The organism is Pseudomonas sp. AD21 (genome assembly GCF_002878485.1).
Taxonomy (GTDB): Bacteria; Pseudomonadota; Gammaproteobacteria; order Pseudomonadales; family Pseudomonadaceae; genus Aquipseudomonas.
The window spans coordinates 125,625-147,767 of sequence record NZ_NQYG01000001.1 but is presented as its reverse complement, the minus strand read 5'-3'; the positions used below and the strand labels follow the sequence as shown (position 1 = coordinate 147,767).

The window sequence follows — 22,143 nt, the reverse complement described above, 5'->3', positions numbered from 1 at the left end:
GTAATGTTTTGATCTCTCCAGTCTATTCCCTGTTTTTTTGCTCGAACAGTGAAAAGTGTCGGGGGGCTGAGCGTTGGCGAGACGTTGCAAAAATCAATCAGCAGGTATTTTCAGGTCGAGCTCTAATTGTTTCACATTCTGTAATGAACGCAGTTTTGACTTGCACGCGTCATGACCTACTGTTGAAGAGCAGCTTCGGAAAAGCTGCTTTCTCAAATGATGATGGAGCGTCACTTATGCGTACCGGTTACTTCAAATCTCTGTTTTTTGCCTTCCTTGCCAGTGCCTCGATCGCAGCGATTGCGGCACCTGTAGTGCCTTCAGAACCAGCCAAAGTGCTGATCGCGATGGACGCGACGTCGACATCCCATAGCGCAAAAGTTGATCTCAACCAAGCCGATTCGGCTACGTTGCAAAAGGAGTTGGCTGGTATCGGCGAGGCGAAGGCCAAAGCGATTGTTGCGTATCGTGATGCTAATGGGCCATTCGCCTCGGTGGATGAGCTGTTGGAAGTCAAGGGCATCGGCAAGGCGATCCTGGATCGCAATCGCGAGAAGCTGGAAGTGAACTAAGCTGATTATTCAACGCCAAGGGGCCGGTCATTGACCGGCCTTTCTGTTTTCTGGCGCAGAGATTTGGCAAAGGGAGCCTGGTTGCGTTTATCGGCAAGCTGAAAATTATGGGTATCATATTGTTTTTGGATTATGCCTATAATAATTTCCGTCACCTCCAGGCCAGTGAGCATTGGAGGCCCATATCCCAATGTGTTTCAGGAGCGCCCTAATGAGTTCAGTTCAGTCTCAAGGTACAGCCGTCGTCACCGGTGCTTCGTCCGGGATAGGTGCCATTTACGCGCAGCGGCTGGCAGCGCGTGGTTTTGATTTACTGTTGGTCGCCCGTGATCAGCAGCGTCTGGAAAGCGCCGCGAGCCAGTTGCGCGAGGCCCATGGGGGTCAGGTCGAAGTGCTCAAGGCCGATCTGACGCAAAAGGACGATCTGCTGAAACTCCAGCAGCGTCTGCGCAGTGACTCGAGCATCAGCCTGTTGGTGAACAACGCCGGGGTGGCGGCCGATGGTCTGCTGGCCAATTCCGATGCTGAGCAACTGGAGCGCCTGATTCAGTTGAATGTCACCGCCGTGACCCTTCTGGCTTCGGCGGCTGCCGCCAGTTTTACGAAGGCCGGTCGCGGCACGATCATCAACATTGCCTCGGTGGTGGCGCTGTTTCCGGAGCGTTTCAACGCGACCTACAGCGCCAGCAAGGCTTATGTTCTAAGCCTGACTCAATCGCTGAATACGGAGCTCGAAGGCACCGGCGTCAAGGTACAAGCGGTATTACCCGGCGTTACCCGCACCGAAATCTGGGAGCGCTCGGGCATCGATGCCAATGGCATTCCGGCGGAGATGGTGATGGAGGCCGGTGAAATGGTCGATGCGGCGCTGGCCGGTCTGGATCAAGGCGAGTTGATCACTATCCCGTCGCTGCCTGACGAAGGTGAATGGCAGGCCTTTGTGCGTGCCCGGCATGTCATGGCTCCGAATCTGTCGCGCAGTTCGGCGGCCCAACGCTACAAAAACTGATCAGAGGTAACTGCGGTATGAGTCAGCGTCGAATTGTTGTCACCGGTATGGGCCTGGTTTCTCCCTTGGGCAGTGATGTCGAAATGGTCTGGCAGCGATTGCTGGCCGGGCGCTCGGGCTTGCGCAATTTGCCGGACGCGGTGAGCGCAGATTTGCCGACCCGGGTCGCCGGGATGGTGCCAACGGCGGCGGAGGACACCGAGGCCGGCTTCGATCCGGACCTTGCCACGCCACCCAAAGAGCAAAAGAAGATGGACCGCTTCATTCTGTTTGCCATGGAAGCGGCGCGCCAGGCATTGACGCAGGCCGGATGGCATCCGGCCGAGGAGCAGGATCAGGTGCGCACCGCGACCATCATCGGTTCCGGTGTTGGCGGATTCGGCGCGATAGCTGACGCGGTACGCACCACCGACAGTCGCGGCCCGCGTCGTCTGTCGCCGTTCACCATTCCATCGTTTCTGGTCAATCTTGCCGCTGGACACGTATCGATCGGGCACGCTTTGAAAGGCCCGTTGGGTGCACCGGTGACCGCCTGTGCTGCCGGAGTGCAGGCGATTGGCGATGCGGCACGGATGATTCGTGCAGGTGAAGCGGACATCGCGGTGTGCGGCGGGGCGGAGGCGTGCATCGATCGGGTCAGTCTGGCCGGTTTCGCGGCAGCGCGGGCGCTGTCCAGCGGTTACAACGACACCCCCGAGCGTGCCTCACGACCGTTCGACAGCGGGCGCGATGGCTTTGTGATGGGCGAGGGCGCGGGCCTGTTGGTGATCGAATCGCTGGAGCATGCGCTGGCACGTGGAGCGCAGCCCTTGGCCGAACTGGTCGGTTATGGCACCACCGCCGATGCGTATCACCTCACCGCCGGGCCGGAGGACGGTAGCGGAGCACGTCGCGCCATGGCGCTGGCATTGGCTCAGGGCGGTATTGCGCCCGATCAGGTGCAGCATCTCAATGCGCATGCGACTTCCACACCGGTCGGCGATCTTGGCGAGCTGGCAGCCATCAAGGCGTTGTTCGGCACCGAGAATAAAATCGCCGTGACGTCGACCAAGTCGGCCACGGGGCATTTGCTGGGGGCCGCAGGCGGGCTGGAAGCGATTTTCACCCTGTTGGCAATCCGTGATCAGGTTGTGCCGCCGACACTCAATTTCGACAATCCCGATCCTGCGAGCGCGGGTGTAGACATCGTTCACGGCCAGGCGCGTTCGATGCCGATCGAATATGCGCTGTCCAACGGTTTCGGCTTTGGCGGGGTGAACGCCAGCGTGCTGTTCAAGCGCTGGCAGGCTTAGTCCTGCGACTGCTTGAGGTGATCGCGAGTGACGTCGAGGATACGTTGGGCCAACTCGGCGTCGGCGACACTGCGTGACAGCAACAGCGCGCCGACCAGCGTCGACATGATGACAATGGCCTGGTCGGCGCTGTTGTCGTCTTTCAGGGTGCTGGCGATCTGATCCAGGCGATTGCCGAGCACCTGATCACTGGTCGGGCTTGGTTGTCCGCGCAGGCCCAATTCTGAAGAGATGGTCAGCAGCGGGCAGCCTTCGTGTGGGGAGGTCTGATGCCATTCGGAGAGATAGGTATCGATAAATACGTGCAGCGGGTTTGCCTGGGCAAAGATCTCGGCGCATAAACCGTCGACTTGATCGCTCGCCTCCTGCAAGGCCTTTTCGACCAGTTCGTCCTTGGATTTGAAGTGTGAGTAAAAGCCGCCGTGGGTCAGCCCCAGTGCTTTCATCAGGGGTTGCAGACCGGTGCCACCGATGCCGTCCTTGCGAAATCGCGCCGAGGCTTCCTTGATAATCCGTAGATGGGTTTGAGCTTTATGATCTTGCGAGTAACGCATGTGGAACTCTCCGCAACAAGACCGCCATCTTAACCAAGGTAAATGACATGGTGACTGTACTTCTATTTCTTAAAAGCACGCTGCTCAGTCCGACCTGATCCTTGCAGTCAGTAAAATCCTTTACAAAAACAAACCCCGCCTGTTCCGGCGGGGTTTTTCGTTCAGCGATCCTGCGCGTCCTTGATGTCCGCTTCGGCATTGCGCTGCGCTACGCGCTTGCGTTCTTCATCGGTCAGTTCGACCTTGTTGGCGGTGTCGCGCAACATCATCAACCCACCCACGATCGAGCCGATTGCAACGACCAGAATCAACCAGGCATACCAGGGCATAACGGCTCTCCTTAATGGCAGCTCGACGGGCGAGGATTTCGCCAGCGACGCTGCATACCACTTTGAGCGAAGTGAGTTCGCAGTGGTTCCATTCTAGGCCGGTTATGCCCGGTGTACCCGAAATCCCTCAGCGGCCGGTCAGCATCGCATCGGCCGGAGCGTTGGCGCGCAACTGGCCCGTCAGCAGGAAGTAGCCGAAGCCGACCGCCATGAAACCAAGGAAAATCAGCCCGATCAGCGCGTTGAACCAAGCCATGGCGATCAGGCACACCACTGCCAGCACCAGCGCAATCATCGGCACCAGCGGATAGCACGGGGCGCGGAAAGTACGCTCCAGATTGGGTTCGGATTTACGCAGTTTGAACAGGCTGAGCATGCTCATGATGTACATCACAATGGCGCCGAACACGGCCATGGTGATCATCGCTGCGGTCAGGGTCATGCCGCCGAGGTTGATCAGACCGTCGCTGTAGATCGCGGCGATGCCGATCACGCCGCCGGCGATGATCGCCCGGTGCGGGGTCTGGAAGCGCGACAGTTTCGCCAGCGAGGCCGGCAGGTAGCCGGCGCGGGCGAGGGCGAAGAACTGCCGCGAGTAGCCAAGGATGATTCCGTGGAAACTCGCGACCAGGCCGAACAGGCCGATCCACACCAGCATGTGCAGCCAGCCGGAGTTGTCGCCGACCACGGTTTTCATCGCCTGCGGCAACGGGTCGTTGATGTTCGCCAGGGTGCGCCAGTCACCAACGCCGCCCGCGAAGAACATCACGCCCATTGCCAGCAACACCAGGGTCAGGATGCCGCTGATGTAAGCCTTGGGGATTGTGCGCTTGGGATCCTTGGCTTCTTCGGCGGCCATGGCCGCGCCTTCGATGGCGAGAAAAAACCAGATCGCGAACGGAATCGCGGCGAACATCCCGGCAATCGCCGGGGCACCGAACACATCGGAACCGGCCCAGCCATTGAGCGCAAAACTGCTGAAGCTGAACGCCGGTGCGACCACGCCCATGAACACCAGCAATTCGATCACCGCCAGCACGCAGACGATCAGCTCGAACGTCGCAGCCAGTTTTACCCCGAGGATGTTCAGGCTCATGAACACGATGTAGGCACCGACTGCCGCGTGTTTCGGATCGAGCGCCGGAAACTGCACATTCAGATAGGCGCCAATGGCCAGCGCGATTGCCGGCGGTGCGAAGACGAATTCGATCAGCGTCGCCAGCCCGGCGATCAGCCCACCTTTTTCACCAAACGCGCGACGGCTGTAGGCGAACGGTCCGCCCGCGTGAGGTATCGCAGTGGTCAGTTCGGTGAAGCTGAAGATGAAGCAGGTGTACATGGTGGCGACCATGAACGAGGTCACCAGAAAGCCCAGCGTGCCGGCCACGCCCCAGCCGTAACTCCAGCCGAAATACTCGCCGGAAATCACCAGCCCGACGGCGATGCCCCACAGGTGCAATGTGCCCAGCGTGGGTTTGAGTTGTGTGTTCATGCGCATGCTCCCTGAACGGTTTGGAAAGCTCGGGGGAGGGCGTGTGCAGTGGGCGTGCCATTGCTGTGAAACAAGTCGTAATGAGTTGAAAGCTGTCGTATCGGGGATGTTCGCGGCGCAATAACTGCTTTTTGTGCGCCAGTTGGGTGCGATGTTGATCGTGCTGCCGTCTTCGCGAGCAAGCCCGCTCCCACATTTTGAAATGCGGTCGCGCATATCCCTGTGGGAGCGGGCTTGCTCGCGAAGAGGCCCGTCCAGACACCACAAGACTCACCTGTAACGCCCGCATAAACCCACTCTTTACGCTTTCTTTATGCCCAGCCAACACCCTCGGTCTCGTTCCTTTACAGCCTTCTTTCCGACAATGCCTCCACACGCGGCAATAAGCCGTAACACGGAGATCTTCCATGAGCGTTCTGGACGGGGTGTCCCTGCTGCTGGCAGCCGGGCTGTTCATTTATCTGTTGGTTGCGCTGTTGCGCGCGGATCGGAACTAGGAGCGGCTATGCACAGTTATGACTATTGGCTGATCCTCGCGTTTTTTGCGGTGGTCTTGCTGCCGGCGCCGTTCCTCGGGCGCTTCTACTACAAAGTGATGGAAGGCCAGCGCACCTGGCTGACGCCGATTCTCGGCCCGGTCGAGCGCGGTTGCTATCGCATTGCCGGGGTTGATCCGCAGGCGGAACAGAGCTGGCAGAAATACACGCTGGCACTGCTGGCGTTCAACCTCGCCGGTTTTCTGCTGCTGTTCGCGATCCTGTTGTTCCAGGATCACCTGCCGCTGAACCCGCAAAACTTGCCGGGTCAGGAATGGACCCAGGCGTTCAACACCGCGGTCAGTTTCATGACCAACACCAACTGGCAGTCCTACAGCGGTGAAGCAACCCTAAGCTACCTGAGTCAGATGGTTGGCCTCACCGTGCAGAACTTCGTCAGCGCCGCCACCGGTCTCGCGGTGCTGGTTGCGTTGTGCCGCGGCATCGGTCGCAAGTCGGCAAAGACCCTGGGCAACTTCTGGGTCGACATGACCCGCGCCACCCTCTACGGCTTGCTGCCGCTGTGCCTGCTGCTGGCGCTGTACCTGGTGTGGCAGGGCGTACCGCAGACCTTCGCGCAATATGTGAATGCCGTGACCATGCAGGGCGTCGATCAAGTGATCCCGCTCGGCCCGGCCGCCAGCCAGATTGCGATCAAGCAACTGGGCACCAACGGCGGTGGCTTCTTCGGTGTCAACTCGGCGCACCCGTTCGAGAACCCGACCGCGTGGAGCAACCTGTTCGAACTGGCGTCGATCATTCTGATCCCGGTGGCGCTGGTCTTCACCTTCGGCCACTACGTCAAAGACCTGCGTCAGAGCCGCGCGATTATCGCCTGCATGCTCGCACTGTTCCTGATCGGCGGCGCGACATCGCTGTGGGCCGAATATCAGCCTAACCCGGCGCTGAACAATGTCGCGGTCGAACAGACCGCGCCACTGGAAGGCAAGGAAGCACGCTTCGGTACCACCGCCACCGTGCTGTGGTCGGTGACCACGACTGCGGCGTCGAACGGTTCGGTCAACGGCATGCACGACAGCCTCAACCCGCTCAGCGGCATGGTCGCGCTGGTCAACATGATGGTCGGCGAAGTGATCTTCGGCGGCGTCGGTGCCGGGCTCTACGGCATGTTGCTCAACGTGCTGATCGCGGTGTTCCTCGCCGGCCTGATGATTGGTCGTACGCCGGAATATCTGGGCAAGAAACTGCAGGCGCGCGAAGTGCAATTGCTGGTGGTGACCTTGTTGGTGATGCCGGTGGGCGTCCTGGTGCTCGGCGCGATTGCGGCGACCCTGCCAGGCCCGGCGGCGACCATCAGTAACCCCGGCCCGCACGGTTTCAGCCAATTGCTGTACGCCTACACCTCGGCCAGCGCCAACAACGGTTCGGCGTTCGGTGGACTGAGCGCCAACACGCCGTTCCACAACCTGATGCTCGGTCTGGGCATGTTGATCGGCCGCTTCGGTTACATCCTGCCGGTGCTGGCACTGGCCGGCAGCCTGGCGATGAAGAAAACCGCGCCGATTGGCCAGAACAGCTTCCCGACCCATGGCCCGCTGTTCGTGACCCTGTTGACCGTGACCATTTTGCTGGTGGGCGGCCTGACCTTCCTGCCGACCCTGGCGCTGGGGCCAATCGCCGAACACCTGAGCTTGGGCTTCTAAGGAATCCATCATGAATATGCATGTTCCTGCAAAACCTGCGGTGCCGACCAAGTCGGCAGAAGCACCGAAAACCGCGATCTCAGCCCTGTGGCGCCCGGCGCTGGTGCAAGCGTTCGTCAAGCTCGACCCGCGTCAGTTGGTGCGCTCGCCGGTGATGCTGGTGGTCGAACTGACGGCGATCTTCACCACCGTGCTGTGCTTCATTCCGGACAACCTCGTGCCGACTTTCGTCGCCGCGCAGATTGCCCTCTGGCTATGGTTCACCGTGCTGTTCGCCAACTTCGCCGAAGCCTTGGCCGAAGGTCGCGGCAAGGCCCGCGCCGACAGTCTCAAGGCCGGTAGCGAAGGCCTCAGCGCACGGCGCAAAATGGCCAATGGCAGCTTCCAGGTGGTGCCTGCCGCCAACCTGCGCAAAGGTGATGTGGTGCGCGTCGAAGCGGGGGAGATGATTCCCGGTGACGGCGAGGTCATCGAAGGCATCGCGGCGGTCAACGAAGCGGCGATCACTGGCGAGTCGGCACCAGTGATTCGCGAGTCCGGCGGCGATCGCTCGGCGGTCACTGGCAACACGCGCCTGGTGTCCGACTGGTTGTTGGTGAAGATCACCGCCAACCCCGGTGAATCGACCCTCGACCGCATGATCGCGCTGGTCGAAGGCGCCAAACGCCAGAAGACCCCGAACGAAGTGGCGCTGGACATCCTGCTGATCGGTCTGACTCTGATCTTCCTGCTGGTGGTGGTGACCCTGCAGCCGTTCGCCCACTTCGCCAACGGCAACCTGCCGCTGGTGTTCCTGGTGGCGCTGCTGGTCACGCTGATTCCGACCACCATCGGTGGCCTGTTGTCCGCCATCGGTATTGCCGGGATGGATCGACTGGTACGGCTGAACGTGATTGCCAAATCCGGGCGTGCAGTGGAAGCGGCCGGTGACGTGCACGTGCTGCTGCTGGACAAGACCGGCACCATCACCTTCGGCAACCGTCGTTGCAGCGCGGTGTATGCCGCACCTGGTGTGAATGGTCGGGAACTGGCCGAAGGCGCCTTGTTCGCTTCGCTGGCGGACGACACCGCTGAAGGCAAATCCATCGTTGAATACCTGCGCGGTCTGCACCCACAGCCTGAGCCGACGCTGGACAGCCTGACCGCCGTGCCATTCAGTGCGGAAACCCGTTTGTCCGGTGTCGACTATCAGGGCCGCGTTTACCGCAAGGGTGCAGTGGATTCGCTGCTGGCCTTCCTCGGCCAACAACGTGCCGATCTGCCGCCTGCGCTGTCGCGGGAAATCGACAAGATCGCGCAGAGCGGCGGTACTCCGTTGCTGGTCTGCGCCGACGGCAAACTGCTCGGTGCGATCCACCTCAAGGACGTGGTCAAGCCGGGCATTCGCGAGCGGTTTGCCGAGCTGCGCAAACTGGGGATTCGCACCGTGATGGTCACCGGTGACAACCCGTTGACCGCAGCGGCCATCGCCGCTGAAGCGGGCGTCGATGACGTGCTCGCCGAAGCCACTCCGGAGAAGAAACTGGCGCGCATTCGCCTTGAGCAGAACGACGGTCGTCTGGTCGCCATGTGCGGCGACGGTGCCAACGACGCCCCGGCGCTGGCCCAGGCGGACGTCGGTATGGCGATGAACGACGGCACGCAAGCCGCACGCGAAGCGGCGAACATGGTCGACCTCGACAGCGACCCGACCAAGCTGCTGGACGTGGTGCAGATCGGCAAGGAATTGCTGGTGACCCGTGGCGCGTTGACGACCTTTTCCATCGCCAACGACGTCGCCAAATACTTCGCGATTCTGCCGGCACTGTTCGCCGCGATTTACCCGCAACTGGGCGTGCTGAACATCATGCACCTGACCAGTCCACAGAGCGCGATCCTCTCGGCCATTGTCTTCAATGCCTTGATCATCGTGGTGTTGATTCCACTGGCATTGCGCGGCGTGCGCGTGCAGGCGGCGAGTGCCGCGGCATTGCTGCGCCGCAACCTGCTGATCTACGGACTGGGCGGGATTCTGGTGCCGTTCGTGGGGATCAAGGCGATCGACATGCTGCTGACGGCGCTGCATCTGGTTTGAGACTGAAAGAACCCCTCACCCTAAACCTTCTTCCTGGGGTAGAGGGGACCGACCGAGGTGTTTGCGGGAGCTGGATCGACCTGAAATACCGAGCCGAGCTCAGGTCTTGAACAACACCAGGATCGGCTCCCTTTCCCCTCTCCCCCCTTGGGGGAGAGGGCTGGGGTGAGGGGGAAGAAATCTCCCTGACACTCCACCCAAGTTGCCCAACGAATTCGAGGATTTTGCAATGTCCACAATGATACGTCCGGCCCTGAGCCTGCTGGTGCTGATGACCCTGATCACCGGCGTGGCTTATCCACTGGTGGTGACCGGCGTTGCGCAGGTCGCTTTCCCTGAACAAGCCAACGGCAGTCTGGTCCACGATGCCGACGGCAAGGTGCGCGGCTCGGCGCTGATCGCTCAGGATTTCGTCGGTGATGCGTGGTTCCATCCGCGTCCTTCGGCGGGTGCTTTTGCCACCGTTTCCAGCAGTGCCAGCAACCTGGCGCCGAGCAATCCGGCGCTGGCCACACGGGTGATCGACGACGCCAACAAGTTGCAGGTGCCCGGCCAGGGGCCAGTGCCCTTGGCGTTGCTGACCACCTCCGGCAGCGGTCTCGATCCGCACTTGCCTCCGGCGGCAATTGCCTATCAACTGGCGCGTGTCGCGGCAGCTCGCAACCTGCCGGTGTCGACCTTGCAGCAACTGCTCGATGCGCACATCGAACAACCGCTGGTGGGGCCGCCGGTGGTGAATGTGCTGGAATTGAACATGGCGCTGGAAAAGCTGTAGTCGATGCTCGTTCCCACGCTCTGCGTGGGAATGCATCAATAGACGCTCTGCGTCTGCTTTTATGGGACGCAGAGCGTCCCGGGCTGCATTCCCACGCAGAGCGTGGGAACGATCAATCAGGAAGAGAGAACTCCCAGCATGAGCGACTCCGGCCGCGCCGACGCACTGTTAGCAGACCTGCCCCGAGACGGCCGTGGCCGGCTGAAAGTCTTCCTCGGCGCCGCCCCCGGTGTCGGCAAGACCTACGCCATGCTCCAGGCCGCGCACACGCAATTGCGCCAAGGCGTGAGAATCATCGCCGGCGTCGTTGAAACCCACGGCCGGGCGGAAACCGAAGCACTGCTCGGCGGTTTGCCGCAGCAACCGCTGGTGCGCTCGGAATACCGGGGTGTGATGCTCGAAGAAATGGACCTCGACGGCCTGCTCACGGCCAAACCGAAACTGGTGCTGGTGGACGAACTGGCGCACACCAACGCCCCCGGCAGCCGCCATGCCAAACGCTGGCAGGACATTCAGGAACTGCTCGCCGCCGGTATCGATGTCTACACCACGGTCAACGTCCAACACCTGGAAAGTCTCAACGATCAGGTGCGTGGTATCACCGGTGTGCAGGTGCGTGAAACCCTGCCGGACTGGGTGCTGCAGGAAGCCTACGAACTGCTGCTGATCGACCTGCCGCCGCGCGAATTGCTGGAGCGACTGCGCGAAGGCAAGGTCTACGTGCCGGAACAGGCGCGGGCAGCGATCGATGCGTTTTTCACCCAGACCAACCTCACGGCGCTGCGCGAACTGGCGATGCAAACGGCGGCCGCGCAGGTCGATAACGATCTCGCGCAAGGCTATCGTCAGCTCGGTCAGGCTGCTCCGGCGGTACGCGGGCGTTTGCTGGTGGGCATCGACGGTGATGCGCAGGCTGAACGCCTGGTGCGGCACGCCAGCCGCGTGGCCCAGCGTCGGCATTTGCCGTGGAGCCTGGTGCATGTCGACAACGGCACCGTGCGCGATGAACAGTCGCGCCTGCGCCTGCAAAATGCCCAGCAGTTGGCGGAACGCCTTGGCGGCGAAGTGGTGTTGCTGCGTGCCGGTGAAGTGGCGAAGACCTTGATTCAGCATGCCGCCGAACGCCGCGCCAGTCTGGTGCTGGTGGGCCAGTCGCGACCGAGTCTGCGTCGCCGCCTGTTTGGTGGCGGGCTCGCCGCGCGTTTGCTGCGGCAGGCTCACGGGCTGGAAATCAACGTCCTCGACAACGACCACGAACACCCGCAACCGCGCCTGCGGGCGACGCCGACGCTGGTCTGGTTCGACTATGTACTGGCACTGGTTGCCACGGTGTTGGCCAGTGCGCTGGCGTGGGCGGTGTCGAGTGTGTTGCCGCTGCCGAACATCTCGCTGGTGTTCCTCGCGGCGGTGTTGCTGGTGGCGGTGCGCAGCAGCCTGGGGCCGGCACTGGCCTGCGCGGCGTTGTCGTTTCTGACATACGACTTTCTGTTCATTCCGCCGAATTTTTCCTTCGCCATCCAGCGCGAGGAAGACGTCCTGACCTTGCTGTTCTTCCTGCTGATGGCCGCACTTACCGGTAACCTGGCCGCCCGCCAGCGGCGGCAGTTGCAGGCCCTGCGCGACACGCAGGAAGAGACCACCGAACTGCTCGACCTGTCGCGCAAACTCACCGCCGCCACCGACCGTCAGGCGGTGGTCAGCGCCGCCGCGCAACACCTCAATGGCTGGAGCGATCTGCAGTTGTGCCTGCTCAACCGTGACGGCCAGGGCGGCTGGAAAGTCGAGACCGGCGGGCCGCTGGAGTTTACCGAATCCGAACGTGCCGCCGCCGACTGGGCCTGGCAACACGATCAACCGGCGGGTATGGGCACCGGCACGCTGCCGCTCGGTCGCTGGTGGTGGTGGCCGCTGTCGGTGGAGGACGGGCCGCTGGCGCTGCTCGGGGTCTGCGCCAAAGAAGGCCAGACCTTGAGCGGCCAACGTCGACGCCTGCTCACCGCGTTGAGTCAGCCACTCGCTCAGGCGCTGGCCCGGGCGCAACTGGCGGACGATCTGGAAGCCGCACGCCTGCACGGCGAAACCGAGCAATTGCGCAGTGCGCTGCTGGCCTCGGTGTCTCACGATCTGCGTACGCCGCTGACCGCCATGCGCGGCAGCATCGATAGTTTGCTGGCGCTCGGCGAAGCGATCCCGCTGGAAGATCGCCGCGAGTTGCTCGAAGGCACTCGAGATGAGGCCGAACGCCTCGATCGCTACATCCAGAACCTGCTGGACATGACCCGTCTCGGCCACGGCGCGTTGAAGCTGGCGCGCGACTGGGTGGCGCCTGCCGACATTGTCGGCAGTTCGCTCAATCGTCTGCGTGCAGTACTGGCGCCGTTGCAGGTCAGCACCGATGTGCCCGCCGAGTTGCCGTTGCTGTTCGTTCATGCAGCGTTGATCGAGCAGGCGCTGGTCAATGTGCTGGAAAACGCTGCGCGGTTCTCGCCTGCCCATGGGCGTTTGCAACTGAGTGCCGGGGCGAATGCCGAAGAGATCTTCTTCACGGTCAGCGATGAAGGGCCGGGGATTCCTGAAGACGAGCGGGCGAAAATTTTCGACATGTTCTACACCGCCGCCCGCGGTGATCGCGGTGGCCAGGGTACCGGTCTGGGGCTGGCGATCTGTCAGGGCATGGTCGGCGCGCATGGCGGGCGGATCAGCGTCGCCGACGGCATCGGCGGACGCGGCACCAGCATCACCCTGCACCTGCCATTGCAGACGCAACCGGGGATGGACAATGAAGCCTGAGCCCGGCTGCGCTACTCTCTTGCCAATCTTTTGTGTTGATGTGAATTCATGAGCCAGACCGCGACCATTTTGGTCATCGATGACGAACCGCAGATCCGCAAATTCCTGCGCATCAGCCTTGCCTCACAAGGCTACAAAGTGCTGGAAGCCGGGACCGGCGCCGAGGGCCTGGCCCAGGCCGCGCTGAACAAACCCGACTTGCTGGTGCTCGACCTGGGCCTGCCGGACATGGACGGCCAGCAGGTGCTGCGCGAGTTTCGCGAATGGGCCACCGCGCCGGTACTGGTGCTCTCGGTGCGGGCCAGCGAAGGGCAGAAAGTCCAGGCACTGGATGGCGGCGCCAACGACTACGTGACCAAGCCGTTCGGTATTCAGGAGTTTCTCGCCCGGGTCCGCGCCTTGTTGCGTCAGGCGCCGGCCGGCGAGGCGCAACAGGCGGCCCTGACGTTCGGCCCGTTGACGGTTGATCTGGCCTATCGGCGGGTATTGCTCGACGGCGTCGAAGTGGCGCTGACCCGCAAGGAGTACGCGGTGCTGGCGCAACTGGCGCGGCACCCGGGGCGGGTGATCACCCAGCAGCAATTGCTCAAGGACATCTGGGGGCCGACGCATACCGAAGACAGTCACTACCTGCGGATTGTGGTCGGGCACTTGCGCCAGAAGCTGGCGGATGATCCGACGCGGCCACGGTTTATCGTGACAGAAGCGGGGGTTGGGTATCGGTTGTTGAGTGAGGGCAGCCTGTAGTTTCTGTGTTGTCTTTTCTGGCCTCATTGCGAGCAGGCTCACTCCTACATTGAGTCGGCGTCGTTCGCAGATCCCTTGTAGGAGTGAGCCTGCTCGCGATGAGGGCACTGCATTCAACAGCGATCTTTCAGGCCTTAACCCTGTTCACTCTCATACCGATCCAGCGTATCCCGCGCAATCTCGCGCCCCAGCGCGATCAGTTCCGGTGCCTTGTAGAACTCGAAAAACCGGCACACGCGCTTTGGCACGTTGATCAGGATGTCCGGCGGATACCCGGCGATCTTGTATTGCGCCAGCGAGGTCTGCATCACCTCGAAACTCTGGTTGATCAGGTCCAGCAGTGACGCCGGCCCGACGTTGTCGATGATGAACGAACCGGTGGCGGATTTCGGCGCACCTTCGCGCTCGGGGGCCGCTGCCGGTTGCTGACTTTCCGGCTCGCTGCCTTCCAGCCACGGATTGATGTCCGCCGCTTCCGCGCGTAAGGCTTCCTGCTCGAGCAACAACAACTGCTCGGCCTGTTTGCGGCGGAACGGCATCTTCGAACCGAGCGAACTGAGCAGGCTGTCGAAGCGCGAGCGAAAGGCTGGCGGGCGCTGAATCACCGGCAATTTGTAATGCCGCTGGTTGGTCGCGTTGAGGTTGACGGCGATGATCAGGTCGCAGTGGCTGGACACCACCGGCACGATCGGCAACGGGTTGAGAATGCCGCCATCCACCAGCATCCGGTTACCCTGCATCACCGGGGTGAACAGGCTGGGAATCGCTGCCGAGGCGCGCATCGCCTGATGCAGGCAGCCCTCCTGAAACCAGATTTCCTGCTGGTTGGTGAGGTCGGCGGCGACCGCGGTGTAGGGGATGCGCAGGTCTTCGATGTTGATCTCGCCGACGATCTTGCGGATCTGCCCGAAGACTTTTTCGCCGCGAATTGCCCCGAGGCGGAAGCTCACGTCCACCAGCCGCAGCACATCCAGATAGTCGAGCGATTCGATCCAGGTGCGGTACTCCTCGAGTTTGCCCGCCGCATAGATTCCGCCGACCACCGCGCCCATCGAACAACCGGCAATGCAGGCAATGTCGTAACCGCGTCTTTCGATCTCCTCGATGACCCCGATATGGGCATAGCCCCGGGCGCCACCGGAGCCCAGCACCAGTGCGACACGCTTTTTCATCAAACTTCCTCCCGACAAGGCTCCACAATGCACCCATCCGGGGGCGGGCGACAATCGGCAGGGTCGTTCAGGGCGCCTGCGGCGTCGTTTTTTCGATACTCCGTGACCGCTCGGCGCTATCCTTGGGGCACCGCAGATTCATCGGGCGCCAAGGCACTTTTTGCTCGCCGCACCGTCTTAACTGCACGACTGTTGACCTATTTTGAGGTGTAAGTGATGAAAGCCTGGATCTGTGTGCCGTTGATCGCGCTGGCGTTGGCCGGTTGCGCTGGCAAGACTGCTTATCGTGACAGCTGTGGCAGTCAGCTCGATGCGGCGTGGCATGAACTGGACCTGGCCAAGGCCGAAGGTTTTGCCGGTACGGTCAGCTACTCCAAGGCGCTGTCGTTGCTGACGGCCGCCAAGACCCAGCAGCAATTCGAAGGCTTCGAGGGCTGCAGCAACAAGGCCGAGAAAGCCCGTTTCTATATTCGCGAATCCCGCGCCGGTCGCTAAGCTGCTGACTTGACGCAAGGATGTGGCCGCCTTCTCACGGCAGACTCATCCTTCAAGCCATGTGAATCAGGAGCAAGGGATGTCTGCGTTGGTCGATCGGTTGGTGGCTCATGTCCTGAGCCTGGAAGTGCGGCTGCTGGCTTGTCAGGCGCGCTTGACCGCGCGCACCGACCCTGAAGCGCTGCATGATTTGCGCACCACGGTGCGGCGCTTGCGCAGCCTGCTACGGCCATTGCGCGGCTTGCCTGGCGTGGAGCAACTGGAAGGTGCCGCATCAGCGGTGGGCCAGTTGACCACGCCGTGGCGTGACCGCGAGGTATTGGCGGCGTATCTGCTCAAGCACGATCAAGCGCAGGCGGCGCAACGGCGCATGGCGCAAATGGCCGACGCCTATCCGACGCTGGCGGCGAGTGCTGAAGTCAATTCGTTGCTGATGATGCTCGACGCATTCCCGCGTTTCCTGCGCGCATCTGAGCGTCAGGGCCTGCTCAAGGGCTTGGCCAAGCGCATCGAAAACCGCCTGCACAAACAATGGAAAAAACTTGATGAGGCGCTGCATGATCCAGCCCACGACCGCCATCGCCTGCGCTTGCTGATCAAGCGCGTGCGCTATGGCATCGAAGCTTATCCGGAGCTGGATCGTCTGCCTGCAGCGGCGCTGGCGCGGTTGAAGTCGGCGCAGGGCGCGCTCGGTGACTGGCACGATTGCTGGCAATGGCTGGCGCGGGCCGAGCAGGAAAGTGATCTGCAACCGTGCGTTGCGACCTGGCAGGCAGGCCTGATCAAGGCCGAAGCCAAGGCGGATCGGGTGCTCGAAAAACTCAGTTCAAGCTGCTTCAAATAACCCCGATATCAGCACATATCTTCTGTAGGAGTGAGCCTGCTCGCGATAGCGGTCTGACAGCCAACGCGACTGTTGAATGTCAGACCGCTATCGCGAGCAGGCTCACTCCTGCAAGGGATCTGCGGTGTGGTTGATATCGGTGTAAGGCCTTTCTGTCAGTCCATTTGACCGGAATAGACGCTGCGGCGCTCTGCCATGCTGGTTAAGATCGCTGCATTCACTTTTGCTTCCCGAGGTTGTCATGCGCTTTTCCGATTTGCTCGATGCGGTCCGCCGCGATCCAGAACTGACTATTCCTGCCGAGTGGGGCCAGGGCCGGGCCAGTTTTGGTGGCCTGGTGGCGGCGCTGCAATATGAAGCCATGCGCGCGAAGGTGCCCGCAGATCGCCCGGTGCGCTCGCTGGCAATCACCTTTGTCGGCCCGGTGGAGCCGGAAGTCCCGGTGCGTTTCGAAGTCGATGTATTGCGTGAAGGCAAGGCGGTCAGCCAGGTGCTGGGCCGTGCGGTGCAGAACGGTCAGGTGGTGACGATTGTGCAAGGCAGCTTCGGTGCTTCGCGACCGTCGGAAGTGGCCGTTGCCGCCTATCCGGCAGCCGAAATGAAACACTGGGACGAATGCCAGGAATTGCCCTACATCAAAGGCGTGACCCCGGAATTCATGCGTCACTTGTCGATGCGTTGGAGTGTCGGCGGCATGCCGTTCACCGGCAACACATCGCGGCAGATGGGCGGTTGGGTGCGGTTGCGTGGAGACGTCAAGGAAGAACCGGTCAATGAGGCGCATCTGCTGGCGCTGGTGGATGCGTGGCCGCCGGCATTGTTGCCGTATCTGAAGAAACCGGCACCGGGTAGCACGTTGACCTGGACCATTGAATTCGTTCAGCCGCTACGCGACTTGAGCACGCTGGACTGGTGCAAATACCTGGCCGACATCGAATACGCCGCCGACGGTTACGGGCATGTCGCCGCGAAACTGTGGAGCGCGGAAGGGGAGTTGATCGCCATGAGCCGACAGACCGTCACGATCTTCGCCTGAATCAATGCCGACGGTGGCGCTCACGCCAGGCGCGCCACCAGCCGCCGCTGAGGAAAAACCGTGGAAAGGTCAGGAACTGCTCGACCAGCAAGCGTGACACGGCATCTTTGCGATCACTGAACGGCTCGGAGGCTTGCGCCTCCAGGCTGTGGCCGTGGCGCTGCAGACCCAGCGCCGCGACGATACCGATCACGCCAATGGCGACGCTGGCCAGGCTCAGGCTGAACACCCCGGACACGATCAACAGAAACGCGACGATGAACAACGGCACGGCAATCAGGTGCAACACCAGATTGGTCGGGTGCTGATGATTGTTCGGGTACGCGCGCCATTGCCACGCGGGAAGATTGGGGTGACGTTTGCCCATGTTTGCTACTCCTCGATCCATGTTGAACACATGATTGAAGAATAGGCCGGGGCGGGTGGTGCGGCGAATCAAGGTTGGCTATTGCGGTGATAGGTCCAATGGCTGGGTTCGATTGTGCTTCAACTGACGCCATCGCGAGCGGGCTCACTCCTACAGGAGATTTGTGGCGTTCTCATATCCCCCTGTAGGAGTGAGCCCGCTCGCGATGAGTCCCTTACAGCTTGAGCTGCCCAATCGCCTTGTTGAGTTCCCCGGCCAACGTCGCGAGTTCATTACTGGTCGTCGCCGAATCCACGGTCTGCTGAACGGTGTTCTCGGTCACATCACGAATGCTCACCACCGCTCGATTCATCTCCTCGGCCACCTGACTCTGCTGCTCGGCCGCCACCGCAATCTGGGTGTTGCTCTCGCGCATCTGCGCCACAGCACCGGTGATTTCCGCCAGTGCTTCGCCAGCCTCCTGCGCCTGTTGCACGCAGTCATCGGCCTTGTACGAACTCTCCTGCATGAAGTCCACCGCATCGCGGGTGCCGGCCTGCAGCGCCGAGACCATGGTGGTGATTTCATCGGTGGAGGTCTGCACGCGTTTTGCCAGATTGCGCACTTCGTCGGCAACCACCGCGAAGCCTCGGCCCATCTCGCCGGCCCGGGCGGCTTCGATGGCGGCATTCAGCGCCAGCAGGTTGGTTTGCTCGGCGATGCTGTGAATCACGCTGACCACGCCGTTGATCTTCTGGCTGTCCTCGGCCAGGCGCTGGATCATCTCGGCGGTCTGCTGCACACCGCTGGAAAGTCCGGCAATCGACTGTTGCACACGGCTGACCACTTGCTGGCCGCTGCCAGCGAGGCCATCGGCAGTCTGCGACAGATCGCGGGTGGCGCCGACGTGCTGGGCAATGTGATAAACCGTGGCGGTCATTTCGTTGATCGCGGTGGCGGCCTGATCGGTTTCGCTTTGCTGACCGAGCATGCCGTGGCGCACTTCATTCATGCTTGAGGCCAGGCGTGCGGCGCCGACGTCCAGTTGTCGCGCGGTGTTGGCGACCGTCGTGACCACGCGCTGATAACCGGCCTGCATCGCGTTGAAAGCATTGGCCATCTGCCCGACTTCATCCTTGCCGGCCAAGGGTACGCGGGCCGAGAGGTCACCGCTTTTCTCGACATGCAACATCACGTCTTTCAGTGTGTTGAGCTGGCTGAGCAGGAAGCGGATCAGCAGTTGTGAAGCGCCGAGCATTGCCAGCATCAGGATGAACACCGCCACCGCGTAGTTGGCAAAACGCTCGCTGAATACTTGCGCCAGGCTTGGACCATAGGCGATAACCGCGACCTGTTGGCCGTCGGCGCGGCTGAATACTTCGGCGCCCATCAACGGGTTGTTGCCGAACAGCGGCAGGTGATTGATCTCGTTCCAGCCGTTGCTGTCGCTGATCTCCAGTACGGGTTGATCGTTGAGGCGCGGCGCTTCCCCGCGTTTGAAGGTCAGCACCTGGTCAACCTTGGGCAAGGCCTGCCCGGTCGGCCAGGCCTTGAGCAATTGTGCCTGGGCCTGAGCGGAAGCTTGTGAGGCGTGGCTGCGGGCTTGCTGCTCGAGTTGCACGGCGTACAGCACCAGCAGCAGGGTGGTGACGAAGGCGACCGCGTTGACCGCCCAGAATTTGTATTTCAGCGAGATATTGCTAAGCCAGGCACCCATGGAGGTCTTCTCTGATAGCGGAAACAGTTTTGGCAAGGTGCCATCATTGTGCCGTTATGCAGATCTGAAGATCTTGATATGGGTCAACAGGCCCAGCTTTTGTCGGAGTGAGCCTGCTCGCGATAGCGTTATATCCGTCAACATTGATGTCGACTGATACGACCTCATCGCGAGCAGGCTCACTCCTACAAGGGATTTTTGGGTGTCAGGGGAGGGTGGGCAGGTTGTAGAACGCGCGGGCGCACGCCGTGGTGTGCGCTGCCAGTTCGTCCTCGCTCTCGCCCCGATGCAGCGCTACTTCGCGCAGTACTTCGGTCAGATACGCCGGCTCATTGCGGCCGTTTTTCGGCTTCGGTCGCAGAGTGCGCGGCAGCAGGTACGGCGCATCGCTTTCCAGCATCAGCCGTCCGCGCTTGATCTCCTTGACCAGCGGGTGCAGATGGGTGCCCCGGCGCTCGTCGCAGATCCAGCCGGTGATGCCGATGTGCAGGTCCAGATCCAGATAACTGAACAGGGCTTTTTGCTCGCCGGTAAAGCAGTGCACCACGGCAGCGGGCAGTTGATCGCGGAAGTCCCGGAGAATTTCCAGCAGGCGCTGACTGGCATCACGCTCGTGCAGGAACACCGGCAGTTGCAGCTCTGCGGCCAGCGCCAGGTGTTCTTCCAGAACCCTTTCCTGTTGCGGGCGCGGAGAGAAATCGCGGTTGAAGTCCAGCCCGCATTCACCCACGGCAACCACGTTTTTCTCATGCAGCAGGCTGCGCAAACGACGTGCGCTGTCAGCGTTCCAGTCACTGGCCGAATGCGGGTGAATGCCGGCGGTGGCGAACAGCCGTTGCCCGCTGTCATCCAGTTGCTGGCACAGTTCCAGCGCCTGCTCGCTACCCCCGACGCTGGTGCCGGTCAGCACCAGTTGGCAGACCCCGGCGGCGTAGGCGCGGTCGAGCACGGCCTGATGTTTTTCGGCGAAACTTGGGTTGGTCAGGTTGACGCCGATATCGATGAGTTGCATGGTTCTACCTCGGGCCGAAGGCCGGAAAGCATACCAGAGCTGTAGATTTATAAGAAAAGCCAAGAACTACAAAGAGTTATAGCTGTCTTTTGATGCCGTGACGCAGCCCGGGTTGGCATAAATGCCATCACTGTGCCAGTCTCTCGCACTTTGCCAGCGCTCAAGGCGCTCTGTTTTCGTCGGTGTTTTTGACCGTTCAGCGGTAAAAAACGCCCCGTATTCTTTCCGGAGAGTGGATGCATCGTCCCTCGGTTTTGCTCCTGTTGTGTGCGTCGCTGCTGCTGCCGATAACGGCGGTAGCGCGCCTGCCCGGGCCATTGCAAGCCGTGCCGGCCGCCAAGGTCCGCGACCTGTCGGAGATCCGCAGCAGCCGCGTGCTGCGAGTGCTGGTCAACCAGAGCCGCAACAGCTCCGGTGAAGTCCAGGGCCAGGCCATCGGTGTCGAATACCACCGCCTGCGCGCCTTCGAGCAATACCTCAATGGCCATGCCCGTGATGGTCAGGAAGTCACCCTCAAGATCATTCCCAAAGCCAAGGATCAACTGCTCGGTGCCTTGCAGCGTGGTGAAGGTGATCTGGTAGCGCCTGGAGAACTGCTTGATCTGCAATCGGGACATGCGGTCGCCAGCAGTGAGCCGATTGCCCGCAATGTGCCGCTGGTGCTGGTCGGTATCAAGGGCGAGCGCCGCTACACCAAGGTCGAACAGCTGTCCGGCAAAACCCTCGCTTTGCCGACCGGCAGTGCGGCGGGGGAGGCGGTCAGCCAGCTCAATCAGAAACTTGCGTTGCACAAACTGGCGCCGATCAAGATCGAGTGGGTCGATCCCACGCTGGCCGTCGAAGACGTGCTGGAGATGGTCCAGGGCGGGATATTTCACCTGACCATCGTCGAGCAACCCATCGCCGAGCGCTGGGGCAAGATCCTGCCCAAACTGCGTCTTGACCGGCAGTTGATGATCAGCGAGCCGGGTGAGGAATACTGGTTCGTGCGCCGCGATGCCTCGATGCTGCGGGCGAGCATCGATCGTTTCCTGGTTGGCTACAAGAAGCCGTCGAACGAAGATGCAGAGTTTCTGCGGATCTATCGGCGCCTCTATCAAGTGCACTATCCGTTGGCCAAGGCTGACCGTCAGCGTCTGGAAAAACTGCGCCCGACCCTGCAAAAGCATGCTGACGCGCAAAACATGGACTGGTTGAATCTGGCGGCGCTGGCGTTCAAGGAGTCGGCCTTGCAACCCAACGCCCGCAGCGGCAGCGGCCCGACCGGGCTGATGCAGATCACCCCGTCTGCGGCGCAACGGGTCGGGGTGAACAACATCCAGAATCTCGATGCGAATGTGCAGGCCGGGGCCAAGTACCTGGCGATGATTCGCCGCAAGTTTTTCAACAGTCCGAAACTCAATGAGCGCGAGCGCATGGCGTTCACCCTGGCGGCCTACAACATCGGCCCGGAGCGTGTGCAAGGCATGCGTGCCGAGGCGCGGCGACGTGGGCTGAACCCGAACCAGTGGTTCTTCCAGGTCGAGCGCATCGCCATGGAGCAGGTGGGCATGGGGGCCGTCAGCTATGTTAATAGCGTGAACAAGTATTACTTGGCGTTCGACCGGGAACGGGAGTCACTGGAGCCCCGGGGACAGAAAGTAGCCTCACGCAAGTGATCTAATAATTTGATTGTTATGGCGGAATA

20 protein-coding genes are annotated in these 22,143 nt (G+C 61.4%); 13 read left to right on the top strand and 7 right to left on the bottom strand.

Going from position 1 to position 22,143, the window contains the following annotated elements; genetic code table 11:
* The first annotated feature begins 236 nt into the window (after positions 1 to 236).
* The 3 genes from PseAD21_RS00705 (at position 237) to fabF (ending at position 2,873) form a co-directional block, all read left to right on the top strand.
* Positions 237 to 572 carry a helix-hairpin-helix domain-containing protein gene (locus tag PseAD21_RS00705; RefSeq protein WP_102354061.1) on the top strand — a complete coding sequence of 112 codons (336 nt, stop codon included), beginning with the start codon at positions 237 to 239 and terminating at the stop codon, positions 570 to 572.
* Positions 573 to 783: 211 nt separating this feature from the next.
* Entirely contained in the window at positions 784 to 1,581 is a 798-nt protein-coding gene (locus PseAD21_RS00700) for an SDR family oxidoreductase (protein WP_102354060.1), read from the top strand.
* 17 nt (positions 1,582 to 1,598) lie between these two features.
* Positions 1,599 to 2,873: a beta-ketoacyl-ACP synthase II gene (fabF, locus tag PseAD21_RS00695; RefSeq protein ID WP_102354059.1), complete on the top strand. Its 1,275-nt coding sequence runs from the start codon at positions 1,599 to 1,601 to the stop codon at positions 2,871 to 2,873.
* Here the strand turns inward: fabF and PseAD21_RS00690 are convergent.
* From PseAD21_RS00690 to eat, 3 genes are all read right to left on the bottom strand, one after another.
* Positions 2,870 to 3,427, bottom strand: coding sequence for a TetR/AcrR family transcriptional regulator (locus PseAD21_RS00690; protein ID WP_102354058.1), 558 nt, complete (start codon positions 3,425 to 3,427; stop codon positions 2,870 to 2,872). The genes fabF and PseAD21_RS00690 overlap by 4 nt on opposite strands.
* 161 nt (positions 3,428 to 3,588) lie before the next feature.
* On the bottom strand, positions 3,589 to 3,756 hold the full coding sequence (locus PseAD21_RS00685) for a DUF2897 family protein (protein ID WP_003226857.1): 168 nt from the start codon (positions 3,754 to 3,756) through the stop codon (positions 3,589 to 3,591).
* Positions 3,757 to 3,883: 127 nt separating this feature from the next.
* Positions 3,884 to 5,248, bottom strand: a complete 1,365-nt coding sequence (eat, locus tag PseAD21_RS00680; RefSeq protein ID WP_102354057.1) for an ethanolamine permease — start codon at positions 5,246 to 5,248, stop codon at positions 3,884 to 3,886.
* Positions 5,249 to 5,655: 407 nt separating this feature from the next.
* Between eat and kdpF the strand changes: the two genes are divergently transcribed.
* From kdpF to PseAD21_RS00650, 6 genes are all read left to right on the top strand, one after another.
* Complete coding sequence (gene kdpF / locus PseAD21_RS00675) at positions 5,656 to 5,745, top strand: K(+)-transporting ATPase subunit F (RefSeq protein WP_007963673.1); 90 nt, start codon at positions 5,656 to 5,658, stop codon at positions 5,743 to 5,745.
* 8 nt (positions 5,746 to 5,753) lie between these two features.
* Positions 5,754 to 7,448, top strand: coding sequence for a potassium-transporting ATPase subunit KdpA (gene kdpA / locus PseAD21_RS00670; protein WP_102354056.1), 1,695 nt, complete (start codon positions 5,754 to 5,756; stop codon positions 7,446 to 7,448).
* Between the two features lie 10 nt (positions 7,449 to 7,458).
* Positions 7,459 to 9,522, top strand: coding sequence for a potassium-transporting ATPase subunit KdpB (gene kdpB, locus PseAD21_RS00665; RefSeq protein ID WP_102354055.1), 2,064 nt, complete (start codon positions 7,459 to 7,461; stop codon positions 9,520 to 9,522).
* A 229-nt stretch (positions 9,523 to 9,751) separates the two neighbouring features.
* Positions 9,752 to 10,297 carry a potassium-transporting ATPase subunit KdpC gene (kdpC, locus tag PseAD21_RS00660; protein WP_025113113.1) on the top strand — a complete coding sequence of 182 codons (546 nt, stop codon included), beginning with the start codon at positions 9,752 to 9,754 and terminating at the stop codon, positions 10,295 to 10,297.
* Positions 10,298 to 10,435: 138 nt separating this feature from the next.
* Complete coding sequence (locus PseAD21_RS00655) at positions 10,436 to 13,087, top strand: sensor histidine kinase KdpD (RefSeq protein WP_102354054.1); 2,652 nt, start codon at positions 10,436 to 10,438, stop codon at positions 13,085 to 13,087.
* A 48-nt stretch (positions 13,088 to 13,135) separates the two neighbouring features.
* Positions 13,136 to 13,834 carry a response regulator gene (locus PseAD21_RS00650; RefSeq protein ID WP_102354053.1) on the top strand — a complete coding sequence of 233 codons (699 nt, stop codon included), beginning with the start codon at positions 13,136 to 13,138 and terminating at the stop codon, positions 13,832 to 13,834.
* 134 nt (positions 13,835 to 13,968) lie between these two features.
* Here PseAD21_RS00650 and PseAD21_RS00645 read toward each other — a convergent pair whose 3' ends face one another.
* Positions 13,969 to 15,006: a patatin-like phospholipase family protein gene (locus PseAD21_RS00645; protein ID WP_102354052.1), complete on the bottom strand. Its 1,038-nt coding sequence runs from the start codon at positions 15,004 to 15,006 to the stop codon at positions 13,969 to 13,971.
* Between the two features lie 216 nt (positions 15,007 to 15,222).
* On the opposite strand from PseAD21_RS00645, the gene PseAD21_RS00640 reads away from it, so the two are divergent.
* The 3 genes from PseAD21_RS00640 to PseAD21_RS00630 all read left to right on the top strand — a co-directional run bounded on the left by PseAD21_RS00640 (position 15,223) and on the right by PseAD21_RS00630 (position 17,381).
* Positions 15,223 to 15,501 carry a hypothetical protein gene (locus PseAD21_RS00640; protein ID WP_007963692.1) on the top strand — a complete coding sequence of 93 codons (279 nt, stop codon included), beginning with the start codon at positions 15,223 to 15,225 and terminating at the stop codon, positions 15,499 to 15,501.
* 79 nt (positions 15,502 to 15,580) lie between these two features.
* Entirely contained in the window at positions 15,581 to 16,345 is a 765-nt protein-coding gene (locus tag PseAD21_RS00635) for a CHAD domain-containing protein (protein ID WP_102354051.1), read from the top strand.
* Between the two features lie 241 nt (positions 16,346 to 16,586).
* Positions 16,587 to 17,381, top strand: coding sequence for an acyl-CoA thioesterase II (locus PseAD21_RS00630; protein WP_102354050.1), 795 nt, complete (start codon positions 16,587 to 16,589; stop codon positions 17,379 to 17,381).
* A gap of 1 nt (position 17,382) precedes the next feature.
* Here the strand turns inward: PseAD21_RS00630 and PseAD21_RS00625 are convergent, their stop codons facing one another.
* The 3 genes from PseAD21_RS00625 to PseAD21_RS00610 form a co-directional block, all read right to left on the bottom strand.
* The gene (locus tag PseAD21_RS00625) at positions 17,383 to 17,748 is read right to left on the bottom strand and encodes an Mpo1-like protein (protein WP_047295495.1); all 366 of its coding nucleotides are present in this window, start codon (positions 17,746 to 17,748) and stop codon (positions 17,383 to 17,385) included.
* Positions 17,749 to 17,962: 214 nt separating this feature from the next.
* Positions 17,963 to 19,444, bottom strand: coding sequence for a methyl-accepting chemotaxis protein (locus PseAD21_RS00620; protein WP_102354049.1), 1,482 nt, complete (start codon positions 19,442 to 19,444; stop codon positions 17,963 to 17,965).
* A 205-nt stretch (positions 19,445 to 19,649) separates the two neighbouring features.
* On the bottom strand, positions 19,650 to 20,456 hold the full coding sequence (locus PseAD21_RS00610) for a TatD family hydrolase (RefSeq protein ID WP_102354048.1): 807 nt from the start codon (positions 20,454 to 20,456) through the stop codon (positions 19,650 to 19,652).
* Positions 20,457 to 20,692: 236 nt separating this feature from the next.
* Here PseAD21_RS00610 and PseAD21_RS00605 point away from each other — a divergent pair, with 236 nt between their 5' ends.
* Entirely contained in the window at positions 20,693 to 22,114 is a 1,422-nt protein-coding gene (locus PseAD21_RS00605) for a transglycosylase SLT domain-containing protein (protein WP_102354047.1), read from the top strand.
* Positions 22,115 to 22,143: the final 29 nt, after the last annotated feature.